17 protein-coding genes and 1 pseudogene are annotated in these 21,607 nt (G+C 67.5%); 12 read left to right on the forward strand and 6 right to left on the reverse strand.

Annotated features, from left to right (window positions below):
• Positions 1–3: 3 nt before the first annotated feature.
• Both ACQPZQ_RS08060 and ACQPZQ_RS08065 read right to left on the reverse strand, forming a co-directional pair.
• The gene (locus tag ACQPZQ_RS08060; protein ID WP_433293622.1) at positions 4–1,404 is read right to left on the reverse strand and encodes an MFS transporter; all 1,401 of its coding nucleotides are present in this window, start codon (positions 1,402–1,404) and stop codon (positions 4–6) included.
• Between the two features lie 198 nt (positions 1,405–1,602).
• Entirely contained in the window at positions 1,603–2,379 is a 777-nt protein-coding gene (locus tag ACQPZQ_RS08065) for an IclR family transcriptional regulator (protein ID WP_433293624.1), read from the reverse strand.
• 86 nt (positions 2,380–2,465) lie between these two features.
• On the opposite strand from ACQPZQ_RS08065, the gene ACQPZQ_RS08070 reads away from it, so the two are divergent.
• The 4 genes from ACQPZQ_RS08070 to ACQPZQ_RS08085 all read left to right on the forward strand — a co-directional run bounded on the left by ACQPZQ_RS08070 (position 2,466) and on the right by ACQPZQ_RS08085 (position 6,455).
• Entirely contained in the window at positions 2,466–3,233 is a 768-nt protein-coding gene (locus tag ACQPZQ_RS08070; RefSeq protein ID WP_433293626.1) for an SDR family NAD(P)-dependent oxidoreductase, read from the forward strand.
• A gap of 186 nt (positions 3,234–3,419) precedes the next feature.
• Complete coding sequence (locus ACQPZQ_RS08075; RefSeq protein ID WP_433293628.1) at positions 3,420–4,364, forward strand: helix-turn-helix domain-containing protein; 945 nt, start codon at positions 3,420–3,422, stop codon at positions 4,362–4,364.
• 232 nt (positions 4,365–4,596) lie between these two features.
• Positions 4,597–5,295 (forward strand): alpha/beta hydrolase, encoded by a 699-nt coding sequence (locus ACQPZQ_RS08080; protein ID WP_433293630.1) that lies wholly within the window; start codon positions 4,597–4,599, stop codon positions 5,293–5,295.
• Between the two features lie 47 nt (positions 5,296–5,342).
• Positions 5,343–6,455, forward strand: coding sequence for an LLM class flavin-dependent oxidoreductase (locus tag ACQPZQ_RS08085; RefSeq protein ID WP_433293632.1), 1,113 nt, complete (start codon positions 5,343–5,345; stop codon positions 6,453–6,455).
• On the opposite strand, the gene ACQPZQ_RS08090 is transcribed toward ACQPZQ_RS08085, so the two are convergent.
• Positions 6,456–7,376, reverse strand: a complete 921-nt coding sequence (locus ACQPZQ_RS08090) for an IclR family transcriptional regulator (protein ID WP_433293634.1) — start codon at positions 7,374–7,376, stop codon at positions 6,456–6,458.
• Positions 7,377–7,385: 9 nt separating this feature from the next.
• On the opposite strand from ACQPZQ_RS08090, the gene ACQPZQ_RS08095 reads away from it, so the two are divergent.
• The gene (locus tag ACQPZQ_RS08095; protein ID WP_433293636.1) at positions 7,386–8,603 is read left to right on the forward strand and encodes an alpha-hydroxy acid oxidase; all 1,218 of its coding nucleotides are present in this window, start codon (positions 7,386–7,388) and stop codon (positions 8,601–8,603) included.
• Between the two features lie 373 nt (positions 8,604–8,976).
• Entirely contained in the window at positions 8,977–10,224 is a 1,248-nt protein-coding gene (locus ACQPZQ_RS08100; protein WP_433293638.1) for an FAD-dependent monooxygenase, read from the forward strand.
• 136 nt (positions 10,225–10,360) lie between these two features.
• On the opposite strand, the gene ACQPZQ_RS08105 is transcribed toward ACQPZQ_RS08100, so the two are convergent.
• The gene (locus ACQPZQ_RS08105) at positions 10,361–11,158 is read right to left on the reverse strand and encodes an SDR family NAD(P)-dependent oxidoreductase (protein WP_433293640.1); all 798 of its coding nucleotides are present in this window, start codon (positions 11,156–11,158) and stop codon (positions 10,361–10,363) included.
• Between the two features lie 627 nt (positions 11,159–11,785).
• On the opposite strand from ACQPZQ_RS08105, the gene ACQPZQ_RS08110 reads away from it, so the two are divergent.
• Positions 11,786–13,156: an amidohydrolase family protein gene (locus ACQPZQ_RS08110; protein WP_433293642.1), complete on the forward strand. Its 1,371-nt coding sequence runs from the start codon at positions 11,786–11,788 to the stop codon at positions 13,154–13,156.
• A gap of 33 nt (positions 13,157–13,189) precedes the next feature.
• Entirely contained in the window at positions 13,190–13,870 is a 681-nt protein-coding gene (locus ACQPZQ_RS08115; RefSeq protein WP_433293644.1) for a YoaK family protein, read from the forward strand.
• Between the two features lie 23 nt (positions 13,871–13,893).
• Here the strand turns inward: ACQPZQ_RS08115 and ACQPZQ_RS08120 are convergent.
• Positions 13,894–15,401 (reverse strand): annotated as a pseudogene (locus tag ACQPZQ_RS08120) (sodium:solute symporter family protein); the annotation flags it as partial.
• Between ACQPZQ_RS08120 and ACQPZQ_RS08125 the strand changes: the two are divergent.
• The gene (locus ACQPZQ_RS08125) at positions 15,401–15,559 is read left to right on the forward strand and encodes a ketopantoate reductase family protein (protein ID WP_433293646.1); all 159 of its coding nucleotides are present in this window, start codon (positions 15,401–15,403) and stop codon (positions 15,557–15,559) included. The pseudogene ACQPZQ_RS08120 and the gene ACQPZQ_RS08125 overlap by 1 nt on opposite strands.
• A 226-nt stretch (positions 15,560–15,785) precedes the next feature.
• Positions 15,786–17,363, forward strand: coding sequence for a gamma-glutamyltransferase family protein (locus tag ACQPZQ_RS08130; RefSeq protein ID WP_433293648.1), 1,578 nt, complete (start codon positions 15,786–15,788; stop codon positions 17,361–17,363).
• Positions 17,364–17,441: 78 nt separating this feature from the next.
• Here the strand turns inward: ACQPZQ_RS08130 and ACQPZQ_RS08135 are convergent, their stop codons facing one another.
• Positions 17,442–19,571, reverse strand: a complete 2,130-nt coding sequence (locus ACQPZQ_RS08135) for a DEAD/DEAH box helicase (RefSeq protein ID WP_433293650.1) — start codon at positions 19,569–19,571, stop codon at positions 17,442–17,444.
• 749 nt (positions 19,572–20,320) lie between these two features.
• Here ACQPZQ_RS08135 and ACQPZQ_RS08140 point away from each other — a divergent pair.
• Both ACQPZQ_RS08140 and ACQPZQ_RS08145 read left to right on the forward strand, forming a co-directional pair.
• A complete protein-coding gene (locus ACQPZQ_RS08140; RefSeq protein ID WP_433293652.1) occupies positions 20,321–21,445 on the forward strand; it encodes an LLM class flavin-dependent oxidoreductase in 1,125 nt (374 codons plus the stop codon).
• Between the two features lie 3 nt (positions 21,446–21,448).
• Positions 21,449–21,592: a hypothetical protein gene (locus ACQPZQ_RS08145; protein ID WP_433293654.1), complete on the forward strand. Its 144-nt coding sequence runs from the start codon at positions 21,449–21,451 to the stop codon at positions 21,590–21,592.
• Positions 21,593–21,607 lie beyond the last annotated feature (15 nt).

Raw genomic sequence — 21,607 nt, forward strand, 5'->3', positions numbered from 1 at the left:
GGCTCACCGGCCGGCAGCCGTCGCGGTGTCGATATTGCACGCCTCGCGCGAGACCAGGGCGCGGTCGCGGTGTTTGAAGATGCCGATCGTCTCCCGGGTGAACAGCGCCATCAGGATCGCGGCCAGTAGCTGCAGGGCGGCGAGGAAGTAGAGCCCGTAGTCGAACCCTCGGGCGCTGGCGAACCCCCCGCCGACACCGATCAGCCAGCCCAGCAGGATCGGGGACAGGCCGCCGATACCCTGACCGACCATCTGCAGTCCGTTGCCGATCGCGACCGCGCCCTTCTCGCTGGAGTCGGACGACAGCGCGTACAGCACCGGGTAGATGCCGTTGGTGGCCATGCCCAGAAACAGTTGCACGCCGATGAGCCAGCCGAGGCTGATGCCGATCTGCTGCAGCAGGATCAGGGCCACGGTCAGCCACAGGAAGCAGATGATCAGTGTGTATTTGCGCCCGATGCGGTCGGAGACGCTTCCCCAGAGGATCTGGCCGATGCCACCGGTGATCGTGAACATCACGCTGTAGGCGGCTACCTGGGCGAAGTCGTAGTGCGCGACGAACGCGAGGTAGAGCGGGATCCAGAAGTTGATCCCGGTGTAGATCGCCAGGCCGAGGCCGGACGCTATCGCGCTCACCAGCACGTTCGGGTTGCGCAGCGCACGGCGGACCGCCCCTGGCGCGGATCCGGCCGCGTTCCGGTCGGACGTGTCGCCGGCGACCGGGACGGTGAGGCCACGGCCACGGGTGTCCGCGACGAAGGCGTCGAACCGGCCCTTGCTCGAGACCACCCAGTAGAAGATCAGAATGGGGATGGTGGCCAGCGGCAGCAACAGGAACACCAGGCGCCAGTTCGAGCTGCCGAAACTGGCCAGGATGGCGGCCACCGCCCAGCCACCGATCAGCGATCCCCACGGGAACGCCGTGTGGTGCAGGCCTTGGGCGAACCCGCGGCGTTCCACCGGCCACCATTCCGCCACTGCGGTGACCTCGAGCGACTCGCCGGTCCCGCTGAATGCGTTCTTGACCGCCTGCAGGGTGAACAGGCTGACGAAGCTATGGGTCAGCCCGCCGATCCCGGTGAGCAGCGAGAACACCAGATAGCCGAGGGCTACCGGCAGCTCGCGGAACTTCCGCGCCCAGCCGTGCCCACCCCGGTCGGACCAGATCGACAGGGGGAGGACCAGGACGGCCTGGGCAAGCGTGAGGAATCCGGTGAACAGCCCGAGCTCGCCGGGTGTGATCCGAAATTCCTGGACGATGGACGGCTGGACCGCGAACACCAATTGGCGCATATTGCCGTTCATCGCATAAACGAGCCAAAGTGCGACCAGGGCGAGCCACGAGTATTTGAAGCCGATCCTGCCGCGACGCCGACGCGGAGGTGCGAACTCGTCAAGTGCCATGCATGCAACCCCAATGTGACATGCCGCGGACAACCCCCGGCCTCGAGCCGGGGTCGGAGAGTCACTGCGACGTTGGGCTCAAACTAAGCGAGGCGTTCCGCGAATTGCAATCCTGTACCGCATAGCGAAACGCGCTCAGGAAAGGAGTGAACCACCGGGCACGCTCCGCAGCCGGGGGCGCGAGATTCACGACGTGTGTCAGCCTGCTGCCGTGATAGGCCGCCAGCCGAGGTGGTGGCTTGCGCGATCGGCCACCGCGCACACGGTCCGGCTGAGCACCTCCACTCCGGTCTCGCGTAGGCGCAACTCGGGCAGCATCACCGACAGGGCGGCCGCCGCTTCGCCGGACGGCCTGCGCACCACCGCGCCGATCGCGCAGACCCCGGGGCGGAGGTAGTTGTCATTCACCGCGTAGCCGACCCTGCGTGCCTCGACGAGGACCTCCCGGAGCGTCGAGGGATCGGTGATCGTGTCAGGTGAGTGACTGGTCAGCGGTTCTGCCAGGTACTCGTCACGCAGCTCGTCGTCCTCCGCCAGGATGGCCAGCCCTCCGGAGACCGCGTGCGGCGGCCAGACCGTGCCGATCTGCGCGACGCTGACGACCGCATGGTTCGACGGAATCGAGTCCAGGCAGACGGCGAACCGGCCGGCCATAACCGTCAGCAGGACCGTCTCCTGAGTTCTGGCGTACAGCTCTTCCTCGGCTCCGCGCAGTTCCTGGCGCAGGTCGATCTCGCTGGACACCCGCGCGCCGAGGACCAGGCAGCGCGCGCCGAGCCGGTAGCGCGCGTCCTCCAACTGCTCCAGGTAACCGTTGGCCTCGAGAGTGCGAGCGAGACGGAACGCCGTCGCCTTCGAGGTGGTGAGCCGCGCGGCAAGCTCGGTGGCCCCCAGGGGTGGCCCTTCCGCGATGGCTTCGAGCAATCGGAGGGCGCGCCCCACGGACGACAGGCCCGACTCGGTCGATGGTGGCACTTACCAAGAATACTCGGCGCGGCAGCAGTAATTGCTAAGCTGCGCGAGACACATTTAGCATACCGAAACACGTGAAAGCGGGAGCAATGGACGATTTGCGACAGCTCGTCGGAAAGCGTGTGGTTCTCACGGGCGGCGCGACGAACATCGGCCGAGCGGCCGCATTGTTGCTCGCTGCGCACGGAGCGCGCCTGGTGATCGGTGATCTCAATGCCGAGGGGGCTGACGAGACGGTCCGTGCGATCACCGACAAGGGTGGCGAGGCATCCTTCGTGCACACCGACGTCGCCGACGAGGAGTCGGTGGCCCGGCTGATCGAGACGAGCGCCGAGCGTCTTTCCGGTGTCGACGTGGCCTTCTTCAACGCGGGACTGCAGCGTTCCGGTCCCGTGACGGAGTTCAGCACCGAGGACTGGGACGCCCTGTTCCGGGTCAATCCGCGACACTGCTTCCTGGGCGCCAAGTATGTGACGCGCCACCTGAAGGCAGCGGGCGGCGGCGTGATCGTCTTCACGGCCTCGCTGGCCGCGGTGAAGGGCGGTCCGGGGCTCACCGCGTACTCGGCTTCCAAGGGTGCGATCGTCGCCTTCGGCAGGGCTCTGGCAATGGAGCTCGCCCCGGCAGGGATCCGGGTGAACACCATCTGCCCCGGTTGGGTGGACACCCCGTTCAACGATCCGGCCGTCGACTTCATGGGCGGGCGCGAGGCCCAGGACGCGCTGGTCAAGCGGATGGTGCCGCTGGGTCGGCAGGCGACCCCCGGAGAGATCGCGTCGAGCGTGCTGTACCTGGCTTCGGATGCGTCCTCGTACATGACCGGCCAGATCCTTCTCGTCGACGGCGGCGTGGCCTAGCGGGATCGATTCCACCCGGCTACTCGACGAGCGACTCCGGCCGGATCAGGGTGTCCGACCGGCCGCCACCCATGGTGGCGACGGTACGTTTCGCCCTGACATGACCGTTTCATGAAGCCGTGGGCCTTCACCAGGACGGGTGACACGTTGCCTCCGCGGGCGGATGCTCGGAGCTAGCCTCGGGCCGTGGAGATCCACGAGTACTCGGGGGAGGGGCTGGAACAGTTAGCCCGCCAGAGCTTCATGCCGGTGATCACGCGGACTCGTTCCGACTTCCGCGGGCGGATGGCGCTGCAGGAAATGGGCGAAGCCGTCACGGTCTCCCGGGCGTACTCGGGAGGGTCGCATCGGACGTTCCGGACCGACCGGATGGCCGTGAAGACGCCGGGGGACGACGTGGTGCTCTTCTGTGTGCATCTTGCGGGTCGGAGCCACGTCCGCCAGCACGACCGCTTCGCCGAGCTGACCGCCGGCTCCGGGGTGTTGTACGAGGCGCGCAGCGCGTGGGAGCTGCTCTCATCGGGCGAGAGCCGGAGCCTGACCCTGCATTTCTCCCGTGATCTGCTCCCGCTCCGCACGGCTGAGATCACCGAAGGCTGTGCACGCAGCATGGACCCGGCCGCGCCCGCCATGCAGATGCTGTCGGGCTACCTGGATCGGCTGTTCGACCTCGCGGACGACCTCACGGCGTCGCAGCGACTCGACGCCGGGCAGGCCGCGATCGATCTGCTCGCGATGGCGCTGCGGGACGTCACCCCCACCGTGCCGGGCGACGATGGCCCTGCGCATGTCCTGCTCGACATGATGCGGACGCACGTGCGCGACCACCTGGCCGACCCGCGGCTGCGCACTGAGGAGCTGGCGCGGCGGCACCACGTGTCGGTTCGCCATGCGCAAACCCTGTTCGAACGGATCGGGACGACGCCGGGTGTGTACCTGCGCGAGCAGCGGCTGCTCGCGGCCCGGGCGATGCTGTCCGACCCGAGATACGCCCGGCTCGGGATGTCGGACGTCGCGGCTGCTGTCGGGTTCCTCAACCTCAGGACGTTCGAGCGGGCGTTTCGGCGGCAGTACGGGATGACGCCGGGCGGCTGGCGGCGCGAGCACCTCCACTCCGAGCCGCTCCCGTAACCGAGCTGCCGAAAATGCCTCCAGGCTGAGCCGGAATCGTCGTGTCGAGCTGAGGTCCCGGTGTGGTCGACTGGGCTTGATGCAGCCACTTCTCAGATGGGATGACCGGACCGCTGATCTCGATCAGCTGTATATCCCGTTCGCTCCCTTCTTCGTTTCTGTCTGATGATGAGGCCGGCTTGTGCGGCGAAGTCGCCCGCTGATTCATGATTCACCCGATGTGGAGATATGAATGACCCCGCTTCCCGCGCTTCTTCTCGTTCACGGCGCATGGCATGGGCCGTGGGCCTGGCAGCGGCTGATCGAGCAGCTTCCGGACGTCGATGTGCATACCGTCGCGTTGCCCTCGACCGGCAGTGATCCGGCCGCACTCGGCAATCTCTACGACGACGCCGCCGCGGTGACGACCGCCGTTGCCGCCATTGACGGTCCGGTGGTGGTCCTCGCGCACTCCTACGGCGGCCACCCCGTCACGCAGGCGGTCGCCTCGGCAGGGAACGTCAGGCGCCTCGTCTACCTGGCGGCTTTCCAGCTCGACGTCGGTGAGGCACCGCACTCCATCATGGGCGACGACATGCCGGGGTTGGAGGTGCACGTCGGTATGGGTGAGGACGGGGGCGCCTACATCGAGCTGACGGACCCGGTGGAGATCCTCTACGGTGACCTGGACCCGGGCCTCGCGCAACAGTCCGTCGCACAACTCCGCTTCCAGTCCCTCGTCGCGGTGACGCAGCCGTTGACAGAAGCGGCCTGGCGCCACCACCCCAGCACGTACCTCATCTGTGAGGCGGATTCCGCGCTCCCACCATCCGTTCAGGAAATGATGGCGAAGCGTGCGGAGCGAGTTCGGCGAATTCAGTCCTCGCACTCGCCGTTCCTTTCCCGGCCGACCGAGCTGGCCGGGCTGATCCGGGACGAGCTCAGCCTCTGACGAAGTCGCAACCGCGATCGATCCGATATGCGCACAGGAGGGTGACCATGGAGTTCTGGACAGGAATACGGGCCGACCCCGTGACGATCGCCGGGCGCGCCGTCGAGATCGAGCAAGGAGGTTGGGACGGCCTGTTGGTGCCCGACAGCCAGAGCCTCGTAGCCGATACCTACGTCTTGCTGGCGGTGGCCGCCGGGGCCACGTCCACCCTGAAGATCGGCACCGGTGTCACCAACCCGTACACCCGCAACGCCGCGATCACAGCATCGGCGATCGCATCAGTGCAGGCGGTGTCCGGTGGCCGGGCCGTCCTCGGCGTCGGCCGGGGCGACTCCTCGCTGGCGCACCTCGGCTACGCCCCGGCGTCGCCTGCCTACTTCGAGCGGTTCCTGGCCCGGGTCCAGGCCTACCTGCGGGGCGAGCGGGTCGCCTTCGAGCCGGCCGCCGAGGAGGGCATCCGCCCGGTCGACGACCTGCACCTGGCCGGTAGCCCCGAGGAGAGCAGGCTCCGCTGGTTGGACCCGATGCTGCCCAAGGTGCCGGTCGACGTGGCCGCCTCCGGTCCGAAGGTCATCAGGACGGCGGCGCTCACGGCCGAGCGGCTCACCTTCGCGCTGGGCGCCGATCCCGAGCGGCTCAGCTGGGCCGTCGACACCGCACGGACGGCCCGGGCCGAGGCCGGCCTCGACCCCGACGACCTCTCGTTCGGTTGCTACATCCCGTTCGTCACCCACCCCGACGCCGGCGTGGCCCGGTCCCTCAACGCGGTGGGTGTGGCCACGCTGTCCCGGTTCCTGGTCATGCACGGTCGGCCGACGGCACTGGTCGACGACGAGTCCAAGGCCGAGCTCGAGCGGCTGGCGGCCGGCTACGACATGAAAGACCACGGCGCGGGCGCGGCCAAGCACCGCAACGTCCTGAGCCAGGGATTCGCCGACGCCTTCGGCATCGCCGGCACGCCCGATCAGTGCATCGAGCGGGTCAAGGAGCTGGAGGGGCTGGGCCTCGACCGAATCAAAGTCATCCCCGCCCTGAGCGAGGAGCCCGCCGACCTCGACGACGTCGTCCTGAGCCGGACGACGATGCAGAACGAGGTGATCCCCGGGCTGCGGGGCCAGCCGAGCCCGGTTCGGGCAAGAGGCCATGCTCCGTCAGCCTGATCACGTCCGGGTGGGAGTCGCGGGCTGCCCCCATCCGTCGGTGATGCTGCTGAGGTCCTGTTCGATCTCGCGCACTGTCCCGCGCAGGGCCGCCACCCACTCCGGGAGCCGGGACCGCTGATAGCGAACGGTCGGCATCGCGAGCGACAGCGCCGCGACGGCGGGCCGCGATGGCCCGTTGATTGCGTGTCCTATCGCGGTCATGCCGGCCTCGGTGGCCTGGTCGTTGATGGAGAATCCCTGTTTCCGGGTCTGGCGCAGGGTCCGTCGCAACGCGGCGAGGTCGACCTCGCGATCGTCGGCGTACAGCGCGTCGATCTCCGCATCGCTGCGCCTGGCAAGGAGTGCGGGCCCGCCGGACGCCAGTTGTGCCGGGACCATGCGGCCCTCGCGGTCGCCTACCCGCAGAATGTGGCTGCATTCGATTGTTGCGACGAATCGCACATATTTGCCGAGAAGCACCATCAGGTTCGCCGTTTCGCCTGTCTGGTCGACGAGTCGCTGCAGGTGGGGGAGTGCGACGGCGCGCAGCTGGGCAATCGGTTCGACGCCGGGCAGATGACGCAGAACGGATCCGGCGACGTAGCGCCGATCAGCGTTCTGCTCGGCGAAGTCCCGGTAGACGAGCATCGCAAGCAGCCGATGTGCGGTGGAGCGCGCTACTCCGAGCCGCTCGGCCGCGTCCGCGACCCGGAGTGGGCCTTCCTGCTGCAACAGGCCGGCCAGCCGCAGTGCATGATCGACGGAGTCGATGCTGTACGTCGGCTTGTTCTTCACCTCAGAATCGTACGTCCCTGTCAGCGGACCGGTCTTAACATCGCCGTATGACGAGGCGGTCTGTGGCTTACCGCCTGCCTCGCCCACGAACTGGCCGGCCGCCGCGTCCCGGTGGAACGGCGGCGCGGCCGGATTCGTCGCCATCGGGTTCCAATGGGGCGCTTCACGCATTTTGACGAGATCGCCGGCGCCGTCGAGCTCCCGACCTCGCGAAATCTGGATATCGGGAAAGTGAAGGTAGGCATGATCAACTCGACCTCTACTGCCGCGCGCTTGCCGCTCGGGGAGGGCCTGGACTCCTTTGTGACGTTGACCGAGATCATAGGGGTCGCGCGCGGCGTACTGCCGACGGGCATCCTGGACTTTCTGGAAGGCGGAGCGGGTGAGGAGCGGACCCTGAGGGACAACCGAACGGCCTTCCGTAACTGGAACTTCGTCCCGCGGGTGATGACCGGCTACGGAAAGCCCGAGCTGGCAACCAGCTTCCTCGGCATACCACTCGCGATTCCCGTTCTCACTGCGCCGTTCGGCGCCGACGGTTTGTTTCATCCACGGGGGCAGTGTGCGGTGGCACGAGCGAATGCCGCCGAGGGGGTCGCGAGTATCGTGCCGGAGGCGGGAACCTACTCGTTCGAGGTCGTTGCCGAGGCTGCACCCGACGCGGCCCGTATCGCACAGCTCCACCCGATGGGTTCCGCTGAACATTTCGTGGAGATGCTGCATCGAATCGAGAGCGCCGGATACCAGGCAATCTGTGTCACAGTTGATTTTCCGATCGCCGGACGGCGGGAACGTGATCTGATGAACCGATTCGATCGCAATTTCGCGGAGGCTTCTGGTAACTATCCGGATGACGGTTCAGTCTCTTCGGAGACCATCTTCAAGCAGCTGTTCTACCATTCCGGGGCGGGGTGGAGCTGGGGGCAGCTCGGGGAGCTGATGGACAAGACACCCCTGCCTTGGATCGCAAAAGGAGTGCTCACCGGTGCTGATGCGTGTGCTGCGCTCGAGGTCGGGGCCGATGCGGTGCTCGTCTCCAATCATGGCGGCCGTCAGCTCGACGGCGTACCTGCGGCACTCAACCAGTTGCCCGAGGTGGTTTCTGCTGTCGCGGGACGGGTGCCGGTCGCGTTCGACAGCGGTATCCGGCGGGGTAGCGACATCGTGATCGCCCTCGCACTGGGTGCCGACGTGGTGGTGCTCGGGCGACTCGTCGCCTACGGGCTGGCCGCCGACGGTGAGGCCGGCGTACGCCAGGTGCATCAGTTGCTCCGTGCGGAGATGCTGACCACGCTGACCCTGCTCGGCGCCGGCGGTGTGGCCGACCTCCAACCTTCCGTACTCTCGATCAACGCGTGTCCGTGGCGTTGAAGCCGTGCAGGCTCTCGATCCACCCCGTCAGGACGGATCAAGGGTTCCTCGATGATCCGCGGGCGCCCGCACACAGACGCCCGCACTGCGTCCTGCGGGGTGGGCCATGCGACGATCACGGGGCCGATCCACTGAATTCGGATCTATCTCCGGTTTCCGGCGAGAAGAATGTTGTTCTCGCAAGCGGCCGTTACTAGTGGCGCTGGTAGGAGTACCGCGCATTGCTGTCCGGTGAGTCGAAATGCACCCTCGGTACATGGAAGCTGAGCGGCACGGCAACGCGCGCCTGGACCCCACCCGCGGCCGAGAGGATCGGCTGTGGAAGCAGAAAGTGGATCGAACCTCGAACCTCGACTCGGCGTCTCGAGATTCGATGCATACGAAAAATGGACGCAATGATCCGGACAAACTCCGGGTCGCGGTCGTGGGTGGGGGAACAGGCGGACTGACCCTCGCCGTGGCGTTGCGCCGACACGGCATCGTCGCAGAGGTGTTCGAGCGGACCGCGGTTCTGGGCGAGGTGGGTGCAGCGATCTCGCTGACCGCCAACTCCGTGCGGCTGCTGGCCCGGCTCGGGCTGGGCGACGAGCTGGAGCGGGTGTCGGTGGAGCCGACCGAGGTGATCTACCGGGACTGGCGCACCGGCGAGCGGATCGCCGCGCAGCCGATCGGCTCGCAGTACCGGGCCCGGTTCGGCGCCGGGTTTCTGTGCATGCGCCGCGCCGCCTTGCAACAGATCCTCAGCCGCGCCGTCGGTGGGGAGCACCTGCACCTGGGCCGGGGGGTGCGGCACCTGGTCGAGGGCCCGGACGGGATCCGTCTGGAGTTCACGGACGGCAGGCTCCACGACGCCGACCTGGTCGTGGGCGCGGACGGGCTGCATTCGGTGGTTCGTGGGTCCATCACCGACGAGGCAGGGCCGCGCTACTCCGGTGTCAGTGGGTTCCGCGGCCTCGTCCCCATGAGCGAGGTGCCGGACCTGCCCGACCCACACGCGCTGCAGGCCTGGATGGGCCCGGGCAAAAGCGTGCTGCATTACCCGACGCGCGGAATGGTCAACTATCTGGCGGTGGTCGACGGTCCGAGCGAGTGGCCTGCTCTCAACGGCACCCTTCCGGCCGTTCCAGGGGAACTGGCCGAGCACTTCGCCGGCTGGTCACCCGGCCTGCTGCAGCTACTGACCGCCACGCAGCAGAGTGACCGGTGGGCGCTGTTCACCCAGCCCCCGCTGAGCACGTGGGCCCGTGGTCGCGCTGTGCTGATCGGCGATGCCGCACACACGATGCTGCCGTACCACGGTCAGGGCGCCAACCAGACCATCGAGGACGCCGTCGTCCTCGCCGACGCGCTCGCCGACACCCCACCTGGTGAATACGCGGTCGCGATCGAGCGCTACCAGCGTGCCCGCCGCGCCCGCGCCGACCTCATCCAGCGCAGCTCACTCGACAAGCCCTCGATCCTGCACCTGCCCGACGGCCCCGCCGCCACCACCCGCAACACCGCGCTTCGCGAGGCCGACGACCATCTCGTGTGGATCCACGATTACGACGCGCAGCGGCCGGATCGCGGGCATGGAATCCAGATCGATGAGAGCCGGGATCAGGTATTCCACCTGGTGTAGGTGCCAATCGTCGATGTGGAGGTGTGCCCGACTACGGCGCCACGGGCAACGGTGACCTACCGGCGGTCACGTTCGGGCCAGCCCGAACCTGTGAGGCGGGACTGTCGGCTTCGACGCGGCGCAGACCGAACATGCGTCACAGATCCGGGTAGGGCCACGTGTGCTGGACACCGCCGTCGAGCACGAGGATCTGGCCCGTCACGATCGAGGCAGCGGCACTGCTGAGGTAGAGCACCGCGTCCGCGACCTCATCGGGCTCGACCAGCCGCCCCATCGGGATCACCGCCCGGGCCTTCGCCATTCCGTCGACGTCGGCGAGGAACGTGAGCATGCGCTGATTGGCGATCATCCCGGGCGCCACTCCGTTGACGCGCACGCCCGCAGGTCCGAATTCCGCTGCAGCACTGCGAATCAACGAGATCTGAGCCGCCTTGGCGGCGGCGTAGGCGGCGTTGTTGCGCACGCCTGCCAGGCCGGCAGCCGAAGCCACATAGGTCAGGCAACCGCCATGGCCGAGCAGGTGGGCCGCCTCGCGAGCCAGGCGCCGCGCGTGTTCGAACACCACGTCGAAGTGCCATCGCCAGGTCTCGTCGTCGGTGTCGGCGATCGTCCCGGGGCGGAGCATCCCGACAACGTCGACGACACCACGTAGCGGCCCCACTTCCCGGGTGGCGCGGTCGAGCACGGTCCGGACGGCATCCGGTTCTCGCAAGTCCGCTCGGATCGCGATGTCGCTGCCGGCGAGCGAGGCGGCCTGTTCGGCCGCTTCCTGGCTGAGATCCACACACACCACCCGGACGCCGTTCGCGGCGAGCCCGCGGACGACGCTCTGCCCCACGCCGGCTCCGGTGCCGAACACCACGAACGCGCTCTCGGAGAGATCGGAATACCTGGCGAAGCTGTGCGCGTGCCCGTTTTGTTCCGATTCCAGCACGACGACTCCTTCACGATGTCAGTCAACGGGCGGGAGCGGGCGCCCGACTTCGTCTCGTCGCTCATCTGCGATTCCGGTGGCGCGCTCGGCCGCGGCAGTCAGGGAGACCGCTGGATGCGAGGTGGGACCGTACGGTCCGCCGGACGAAGGCAGGTGCGGCTCTGCAAAACAGAGAAAATCAGGTACGACGCATCTTCGCGCGGCAATCCACTCGAACCTGCCTGAGTATAGCAACAGTATAGAGATGGCCCTGGGTGGTCCTCGTGGTATCGCTGGCAGTGCCTACCGGGACGAAGTCGAAAATCCGGATGAAGTCGGAAGCGCGCTCGGGGCACGTGGTCGAGCAACGTCGTCGCACAAGTGCCGTGGCCAAATGCCTCTCAGGGGTTATTGGCGGGCCGTATTCTGTGACATCAGCATTGGGCCCGTGTGTAGTCAGAGGCACCGATACGGCACGTCACGAGCATCGTCAGCGTCCGCCGTCGTCTGCGATGCGTACTTTCTCGAGCGCATTCGCAATGTATATCCGCCACTGCGCCCGGCCTCCGGTGCGCGGAAGCCGACCTCATCGCCGACGGTCCACCGTTCGTGTGCCCTGGTGGTCAATTCACATCCTGGGAGGTACGCGTGAAGATCCTCGTGAGTGGTGGTCGAATCTTGGCAGAAGGCAACCCGGAGCTGCTCGACGGAGGAGACCTACTGATCGACGGACCGTCCATCGAGACGCTCGCACCGCCTGGTGAGATCGCCGTCGCTCACGTCGACAAGACTCTCGACGCCACCGGGTGCCTCGTCGTGCCCGGAATGATCAACACGCACCAGCACGACTGGTATCTCCTCGGCAAAGGCCTCGGCGATGGGATGGTTCTCGAGGACTGGGTGCAGGATTGCCTCTTCCCCCTCGAATCCGAACTGAACAACGGCGATCTGCGCGTTGCCAGCCGACTGGCCTGCCTTGACATGATCCGGACCGGCACGACGACCTCGGTCAACCACCTCGTCTCCGAAACCGACGACGAGGCCGACGACGCAATCTTGGAGCCGGTGCTGGAGACCGGCATGCGCCAATACTTCGCCAAAGCGGTCCGCCCGAATGACGTTGCTTCGGAGTATGAGCGGGTCCGAGCTGCCTACGAGCGGTGGAACGGCCGCGGCAACGGGCTCGTTCGGGTCGGATTCGTCCTGGAAGCGACTTCTCACTGGATCGCAGCAGGGACGTCAACCGAAAAGATGATCCAGGGCGGCCACGCGCTGGCCCGCGAGTTCGACACCTTCGTCAGCTCACACATCGCGGGCGGGACCCTCTCACGCGAGCGCGGCTACCTGCGCTGGGTTCTGCAAATGGGCCGTACTGATCTGGAATTTCTGCAGGGCCTCGGAGTCCTCGATCACCGATGGATCCTCGCGCACACCATCCACCCCCAAGGAAAGGACCTCGACCTCATCGCGGAGTCCGGCAGCACCGTCTCTCATACCCCGAGCTCGGAGGCGAGCCGAGGCGGCGGCATCGCCCCGATCAAGCGGATGGTCGACAACGGGGTGAAGGTCGCGCTCGGTACCGATGGTCCGATGGTCGACCTCACCAACGACATGTTGGAACAGGTCAAGCTCACCCGGCTGCTGCAGAACCAGGTGCATGGTGACCCCTCGGCCCTGACGCCGGAGCAAGTGGTGCACATGGGCACCGCCGCCGGAGCAACTGCGCTCGGATCGGGTGATCAGCTCGGTTGTATCGCGGAGGGGGCCCGCGCCGACATCGCGGTGTTCGACATTTCCGGCGTGCACACCGCCATCAATCACCGGCCGTTGTCGACCTTCGTTCACGCGGCCCGTGGCACCGACGCCAAACACGTCCTGGTCGACGGAGAGATTCTTCTGGAAGACGGAGAATTCACCAGGTTCAGTGCGGACGACGTGCGCGAGCTGATCGCCGAAGCCGGAAGCCGAGGCCGGTCCCTCGCCCAACGGGCCGGCAAGCTCCTGGCCTCACCACGGTAGACACCGCGCACGGACGAGTTCTGCGAGCATTCGATGGCCGACAATACTCCGTCTCACCCCGGGTCCGGTCCGGGTAATCCGCTGATCCCGGCCCTGGTCACGCTCACAGTCGCCACCGGAATGGTCGACGCACTGAGCTACCTCGAACTCGACCGGGTGTTCGTGGCCAACATGACCGGAAACATCGTGTTCATCGCGTTCGCTCTGGTCGACGCCGAGAACTTTTCGGTCGTCGCCTCGCTCATCGCGCTGGCCGCGTTCATGGTCGGCTCGATCATCGGCGGGCAGTTGGGCCATCGCCTCACTCAACGGACCAAGCTCTTCGTCGCCTTCACCTGCGTCGAGGTGGTGCTACTGCTCGCCGCGACCCTGGCCACGCTCCTATCGGCGATCAACCTGACGGCCCAGCGCTACGGGCTGATCGTGCTGCTCGCGCTGGCCATGGGAGTGCAGAATGCGGGGGTTCGCAAGCTGGCGGTACCCAATCTCACCACCACCGTGCTCACGATGGCCGTCACAGGTATCGCCGCTGACGGTCGCGTAGCCGGCGGCACGGACAGCAAGGTCGGGATTCGGGGGCTGTCCATCGCTGCCATGCTCGGCGGCGCCGTATTCGGCGCATTCTTGATCGAGCAGCGGCTGGTCACACTCTGCGTAGGCGTCGCCACCGCTCTTGTCGCGGTTTCCTGCGCACTGGTGATCACACGCCGCTGAGTGGCGGGACGATCGCGTCGCGACTACACCACCCGGCCTGTTGCCGGTTCCCGCGTGGCGACGAGGTCGGGCAGGTCGTGGGTACCGGTGTCGGCGTCGTAGTCGGTGGGGGCGGTGGTGTCGGTGCCGTCGGCGGCGTGCGCCGCCCGTAGGACGAGCGTGGCGATGATGCTGACCAGCAGGTTCAGGCCCAGGGCGAGGAGCCCGACGTAGATCAGCACCGTGGAGCCGGGGAACGGGTGCCGGCCGAAGATGCTCAGGCGGGCCAGGGGCAGCGCGGAGCCGCCGAAGTGGGCGGAGCCGGTGGCCGGGTTGGGAATGATCCATAGCAGGTACAGCGCCCAGGCCATCCCCGCGACCCAGCCGGCGACCAGCGCCCAGCGGTGCAGCCAGCGGGTGTAGAGCGCGATCGCCACCGCGGGCAGCGTCTGCAGGATGATCACCCCACCGATCAGCTGCAGGTCCACGGAGAACTGCGGGTCGATCAGCACGATGCACAGCACCGCCCCGACCTTGACGACCAGCGAGGCCAGCTTGGCCTGCCGCGCCTCCTGCGTGGGGGTGGCGCCCGGTCGCAGGAACTCCTTGTAGATGTTGCGGGTCCACAGGTTTGCCGCCGCGATCGACATGATCGCCGCCGGCACCAGCGCACCCACCCCGATCGCCGCGAACGCCACCCCGGAGAACACCGGACCGAACTGGTCGGCGAACAACGCCGGGACGATCGTGTTGGTGTCCGCCCGCCCGGTCGCCGCGTTCTTGATGGGGCGGGTGTGCGCGGCGATCGCGACGAACCCCAACAGCATGATCAACCCGAGCAGGAACGAGTACGCCGGCAACGTCACCATGTTGCGCCGCACCACGTCGCGCCCGCCCGAGGCCAACACCCCGGTCACCGCGTGCGGGTACAGGAACAGCGCCAACGCCGAGCCCACCGCCAGCGTCACGTACTGCAGCGGGTTCGAGCCGTTCAGCAGCACCCCGTCGGCCTGCGACGAGGTCGCGGCGAACTTCGCATCCGCCGCCGCGAAGATCGCCGACCAGCCGCCCAGCCGCAGCGGCAGGTAGATCACCGCGACCAGCACCACCACGTAGATCAACAGGTCCTTGACGAACGCGATCAACGCCGGTGCCCGCAACCCGGACTGGTAGGTGTAGGCGGCCAGGATCACGAACGCCACCAGCAACGGCAGGTGCCCCACCAACCCGGATCCGTTGAGCCCCATCGTGCGCAGCACCGCCTCCAGCCCGGCCAGCTGCAGCGCGATGTAGGGCATCGTGGCCACCAACCCGGTGATCGCCACCAGTAACGCCAACACCGGTGATCCGTACGACCGCGCACGAAATCCGCCGGTGTCAGAAACCCGTGCATCCGCGACACCGACCACAACCGCAACAACGGCAGGAACACCAACGGATATGCGATCAACGCGTACGGCAGCGCGAAGAACCCGGTTGCCCCTGCCCCGAACAACAACGCGGGCACCGCCACGAACGTGTACGCGGTGTACAGATCACCACCGATCAGGTATGGAACACGAAGGGTTGACCGGCACGGTGGTCCGTCTGGCACGCCGGCACGGCATCCCCACACCGGTCAGTGACACCGTCCTGGCTCTGCTGCGCGGCCTTTCGACGAATCGGCGAGCCATGTCGTCCGATTCCGTCGTAATGCGCCGGAACGACTAATACGTTCGCGGGCTCCCGCGCAACGCATGGTGCCGAATCTCACGTCGAAGAACTCGCACATCTTCGTTATGCTGAGAACGCGCGTGTCGAATGCGCAGCGACGCTCTGCCTGCCGAAACTCTACGTCCGATTTGGCGGGGTCGGTGAGAGCGCGGGCCGAGATCTCGGCGGGGTTTTCATGCCGATCCTCGCGCAGGTGATTCACGATGAGACCGGAAGCAGAACCATGACGCCTAACACGGCCCCGACCGATACGTCACTCGGACGCGGATCGATCGCCAGCCCGCACCATCTCGCCACCGAGGCGGGCGAGGATGCCTTCCGCGCCGGGGGCAACGCCATCGATGCCGCCCTCGCCGCGGCCGTGGTGCTGGACGTGGTGTATCCGAACCAGACGGCGTTGGGTGGCGACGCGGTGGCGCTGGTGCGGACTCCTGGTGGGGCGATCCACTGCGTGAATGCGACGGGTGGGGCGCCGGCGGCCCAGTCGGTGGAGCGGTTGCGGGCGGTTCACGGTGAGGAGATCCCGTTCCGTGGCATCGACACGGTCACGGTGCCGGGCGCGGTTCGCGGCTGGGAGGCGCTGAGGTCGTTCGGTGCCCGGCTGCCATGGTCGGCACACTTCGATATCGCCGTCGGGCTCGCGTCGGATGGTGCTCCGGTCGGCCGGTCCCTCGCCGCGGCCATCACCACGAGGCACGATGTCCTGTCGAGGGATCCCGGCTGCCGCGATGTGTTCCTCCCCGGCGGAACGCCTTTGCGAGAGGGCGACGTCTTCCGCCAGCCGGCACTCGCGCAGTCGCTGGTGGAACTGCAGGCCGAGGGCCCGGACGCGCTCTACGGCGCGGGCGTGGGCCGGCGCCTGATCGATGGTCTCGCGCAACGGGGCTGCGTGATGACCGTCGAGGATCTCGGCGGTTTCCGACCCGAGTTGGTTGAACCCCTCGCGGCGGCCTTCCGGCAGTACGAGGTGATCACCAGCCCGCCCAACACGCAGGGGTTCATGCTGTTGCGGGCGCTGAAACGGCTTCAGCAGATCGGCGACCCGCAGGACGCTCTGGGCGAGCAGGCAGGCGCGCTGGCCGAGATCTTCGAGCGAGCCAACGCGATTCGCGATCTCCTGCTGGCCGACCCGAGATTCGTCACCGTGGATACCGGTGCGCTGATCGATCACGACCCGGCCGCGCCGCACGCGCCATCAGGTATCGCACCGGTCGGGGGCGACACCGTCGGTATCTCCGCGATCGACACGGACGGGTACGCGGTCTCGCTGCTGCAGAGCGTCTACGACGCGTTCGGGTCCGGGGTGCTGGAGCCGACGACCGGCATCCTCATGCAGAACCGGGGACGGTCCTTCTCCCTGGATCCGCTCTCGCCCAACGTCGTGGCTCCCGGCAAGCGGCCCCGCCATACCCTCATGCCGGTCATGGTCACCGAGGGCGGGGACGTCAGGTGGGTCAGCTCGACCAAGGGCGGGCACGGGCACCCGCAGATCCACGCCCAGCTGCTCCTGCGCTCCATGGCGGGGGACTCGCCGGCCGACGCGGTCGATGCGCCTCGCTGGATCGTCGGGGTGCAAGATGCCGGGGACACGAACATGACGGTCTACAGGGAGAGCGACCTGCCCGCCCCTGCCACGGACTCGTTGGTCGCTCGCGGATTCGTCCCGAAGGTGCTTCCCCAGCACGACGAGCGACTCGGCCATGCCAACCTGATCAAGGTCGGAGACGACGGCCGCTTCGACGCCGTGAGCGACCCCCGGTGCGACGGCTCGGGCGGTGAGGTCGAACTGCCGCCCCGATGACGCAGGCCCTGCTCGCGGTCCCCTCCAGGCGGCACCCGCGACCGTGATCGTCCCCGCGTGCGGCGAGCTCGCCCATCCTCACTCGGCAGGCGTCGGGACAGCCGACAGCGCCTCCGTCAGCAACGCGACGAGCGCCTCGTGCTGCACGTCGGCCGCCGACCCGGCCTCCTCCTCCGAGCCGTCGAGTGCCTGGGCGGCGAGGCCGGCCTTGCTGTCGATCAGCTCGGCGATCCGGGCGTCGATCGTCTGCGCGGCGATGATGCGCCAGGCGGTGACGGGTTGCGCCTGGCCGATGCGGTGGCTGCGGTCGATGGCCTGGGTCTGTTCTGCGGCGGTCCAGGAGAGCTCGGCGAGCACGAGGTCGGAGGCGACCTGGAGGTTGATGCCCACGCCGGCTGCGGTCAGCGAGCAGACCGCGATGGCCACATCGGGGTCGCCTGTGAAGGCGTCGATGTTCCGCTGCCGCGATGCGGGCGTCTGGTCGCCACGGATCGACGAGAAGCGGACCCCCTGCTCGGTGAACGTCTCCTCGGCCAGGTCCATCACGTCGACGTGCTTGGCGAAGAAGACCACCTTGCCCGCGCTACGCGCGAGCTGGGCCGCGTAGTCGGCGGCGAGACCGGCTTTCGCCCGGCCGATGCGCCGCATCATGCTGAAGACGTTCTCGCCGGTCGTCGAGGTGGTCGCGTCCTTCTGCTCCCACCTGGCGACCTGGCGCACGAGGTCGTGGTCGATGCCCTCGACGACGGCACCGGACCGACGGCCGGCCAGTGCGTCCTCGTACCGCGCCACCATCCGGCGAGCGAGTTCGCGCTCGGCCGCTCGGATCGATCGACCGGCCGGCCCATCCAGCTCGACAGGGAGGTCGGCGATGCGCCGCGCGGGGATGTCGGCGGCCACGTCGACCTTGCGGCGACGGACGATGCCGAGATCGACGACGGACTGGCGGGCCGCGCCGTAGAACCCCGGGTCGGCCGGCGTCAGGCCGGTGTCGTCGAGCGCGTTCATCAGCGCGGCGAGCGGCTTCGTCTCGTCGATCCAGCCGAGGAACTGCCAGATCGCCCGGAAGTCCTCGATGTCGTTGATCAGCGGCGTGCCGGTGAGGGCCATCAGCAGCGGTCGCGCCGTGAAGGACCGGATGCGCTCGGAGAGCGCCAGGACATGCCGCGAGCGCTGGGAGGACTTGTTCTTGATGAAGTGCGCCTCGTCGACGACCATTCCGCGCAGGCCGAAGTCGCCGAGCCACCCCACGTGGCGGTCGAGCACCTCGTAGTTGACCACGACGATGTCGGCGAATCCGTCGATCGAGTCACCGTTGCCGTGGATCACGGTGGCCGAGCGGTGGGGTGTCCACATCCCGGCCTCGCGCGCCCAGTTCGTTTTGACGACGTTCGGCACGACGACGAGCAACGGGTACGCGTTCGAGGCCTCCGCGGCCAGCAGTGCCTGGGCGGTCTTGCCCAGCCCCGGCTCGTCGGCGAGCAGGAAAGTCCGGTTGCCGGCCGCGGCCGCGGCGACCAGCCGAGCCTGGTGCGGCATCAGTTCCAGGCCGCGCGGCGTGTACCGCGAGGTCGGTGCAGGGAGGGCCATGCACGTCGTGGCTCCGCCGCCGGCCCGCTCGAACGAGCTGAGCAGTGGGCCGATCAGCTCCCAAGCGGCCAGCCGGGTCGGACGATGTGCGCTGGGCCGGGCGGCGGAGACGTCCGGGGCGAGGAAGGGGTTGGCCAGTTGCCGCGAGATGACCGACCGCGGCACCGCCCGGTGCTCGGTGGCGGCCGGGGGCTCCACCGACGGCAGCTCGTCGGCACCCGACTCGATGCCCGCGGTCCTCAGCAGGTCCCGCTTGAGCGACCGGGCCTCGTCGGAGACGACGGCGTCCTCGGCGAGGAGCATCAGGAGCCCGGAGTCACGGACGGCGCTCTTCGCGAGGATCGTCGCGATGCCGTCGAGGCGCTTGAGCTGCTCGGCCCTGTGCGAGTCGCTGTGGCTCTCCGCCTGGACCCGGGCCCGCTCATCGCGCAGCAACAGTGCGACGGCCTGGAACTTCGTGCGCGTCGCCGGCGTGACCCGACCATGCCGGAGGGCCGCTTCGATCTCCTGGACGGCGCGGGCGAGCACCGAGTTGACGTCGCCGCGGCCGCGGACGCGGCGACGATCGCGCGGGGCTGTACGGCGAGCCCTGGTCTGGGGCCGGCCTCGTCGGACCACTAATTCCTCCTTATTGGTGTCCGGCACAGGCGCGGTGGCGGGTGTGCCGGACACAGGCTGCTGTTGGGCGGTGGGCGTTGCGGGGCAAGGACCGAAGTGGCTCATCCGAGACGTGACCCGGGCCCACGGATGTGCTGGAGATCGACGCCGCCGAACAGGTTAACGATCGGCAGCCGACGACCGTTGCACCCACCGCGCACAGGCTCAGGCCCTGGGGGTCGCCGCGCGAGCGGAGCCGGACGGTACCTCGGCGCTGAACCCGCTCACATGACGGTGGGTGAGAGGTGCGCGTGGCCGAGGATACCGCACCGACGTCCACCAAGATCCAAGGAGGAATGTCATGCTTGCCTCTGGCAAGCCGTCGTGACGGTTTCTTCTTGAGTGGCGATCTCTCGGATCGACGTTTTCTCGTCAGTGGAGCGACGTTTCCTCCTCGAGAGTCGCGGCAGTAGGTCAACGTGGCAAACATGGAGGTCGTGAATGACGTGTCTGCGCTCCGTCGACCAGGAAACGCGAAGTGGGCGGGCCATGGTGCAGCATGTCGTCGAGGCGATCATCTTGACGTTTCGCGCTCGCGCCGACTCTCAGCGGGGCGGGGGGCATCCCGGGGGGCAGCGTCCGCCGTCGTGCCGACCGCACCCTATCCTGACCACGACTTCTGTGGTTCCTGGCACGGCGGCCAGGAAGTATGAGACACGCATGCATCAACTCCCCCATTCTTCTCGATAGGGGAAACCTGGAGGTTTCATATGCGGTTTGGCTACGCCATTTGCACGCAGAACTACTGGGATTGGAAGCGCTTCAAGTCGGGCCTCGATGAACCGTTTGACTACCCCGACCACGAACTGACGTCCGAAGCACTGGAGCTCGCGGTACTCGCCGACGGCCTGGGCTTCGACACGCTGTGGAGTACGGAGCACCACTTCAGCCCCTACCTCATGACACCCTCGCCGCTCCAGCTGTTGGCATACCTTGTCGGACGTACCAAGAATGCCGACGTCGGGTCCGCCGTGATCGTCCTCCCCTGGCACGATCCGGTGCGGTTGGCCGAAGAGATCGCAATGATGGACATCATGCTGGGCAGCCGCACGTTGTTCCTCGGCTTCGGCCGGGGCGCCTCCGCGGACGAGTTCGATGGCCAGCGGATCCCGATGAGCCAGTCGCGAGCGCGGTTCGCCGAATGTCTGGAGGTCATCCGTCGGGGCCTCGGCCGGACCAGGTTTTCCTTCGAAGGCGAATACTATCGGATCCCGGAAATCGAGATCCGGCCCAGGCCGCGCAGGAATATCGCCGAGCAGATGTACTGCGCATGGATGAGCCCGGAGACGCTCGAGATCGCGGCGAAGCAGCAGCTGGGTGCGCTTTTCGCCGTCTCTCGAGACTTGGCGGACTATCCAAAAGAAACCGCCGCATTCAACGCGGCCCGAGCCGAGGTGGGGCTCGGTCCGTCAGCTCCGATCATCGTCAACGCTGTGGCCTGCGCCGAGAGTGAGCAGCAGGCGTACGAGCGAGCAGCCCAGTGGGAAGAATACATGGAGAGTGTCGCCCTGCATTACAGCTGGATCGACGCCGCGCGATACAAGAAGATCGGCGGCTACGACTACTACGTCACAATGGGTAAAGAGCTCGACGCCGAACAAGCGCGGCGCGACCAGGTGGCGAAGGTCCTGTGGGGCACTCCCGATCAGGTGATCGAGAAGATCGAAGCGCTCCAGCAGGCGGCGGCCGCCAGTGAGATCGCCGCGTACTTCCGGTACGGCAGCATGTCGTACGAGAGCGCGGAACAAAACCTTCGACTGTTCGCAGAAAAAGTACTCCCGGTCGTTCAGAAACTGCCCGGCCGAGCGGCCGGGATCGAACGGGGGAGTGAGTAGGGCATGATCATCGAGCAGGTGCGGACACGGCGGGAGGCGGTGGACCGTTCCGGGCTCGAGCGCGGCGAGACGCTGCGCTTCTTCCGTGGCATCCACGTCGTTGTGGAGGCGCTCGCCGCGCTGGGCCGGGTGCCGGCGCGCGTGTAGTAGTCGCCGGATCCG

Source organism: Pseudonocardia sp. CA-142604 (genome assembly GCF_050948475.1).
In the GTDB taxonomy this organism is placed as follows: Bacteria; Actinomycetota; Actinomycetes; order Mycobacteriales; family Pseudonocardiaceae; genus Pseudonocardia; species Pseudonocardia alaniniphila.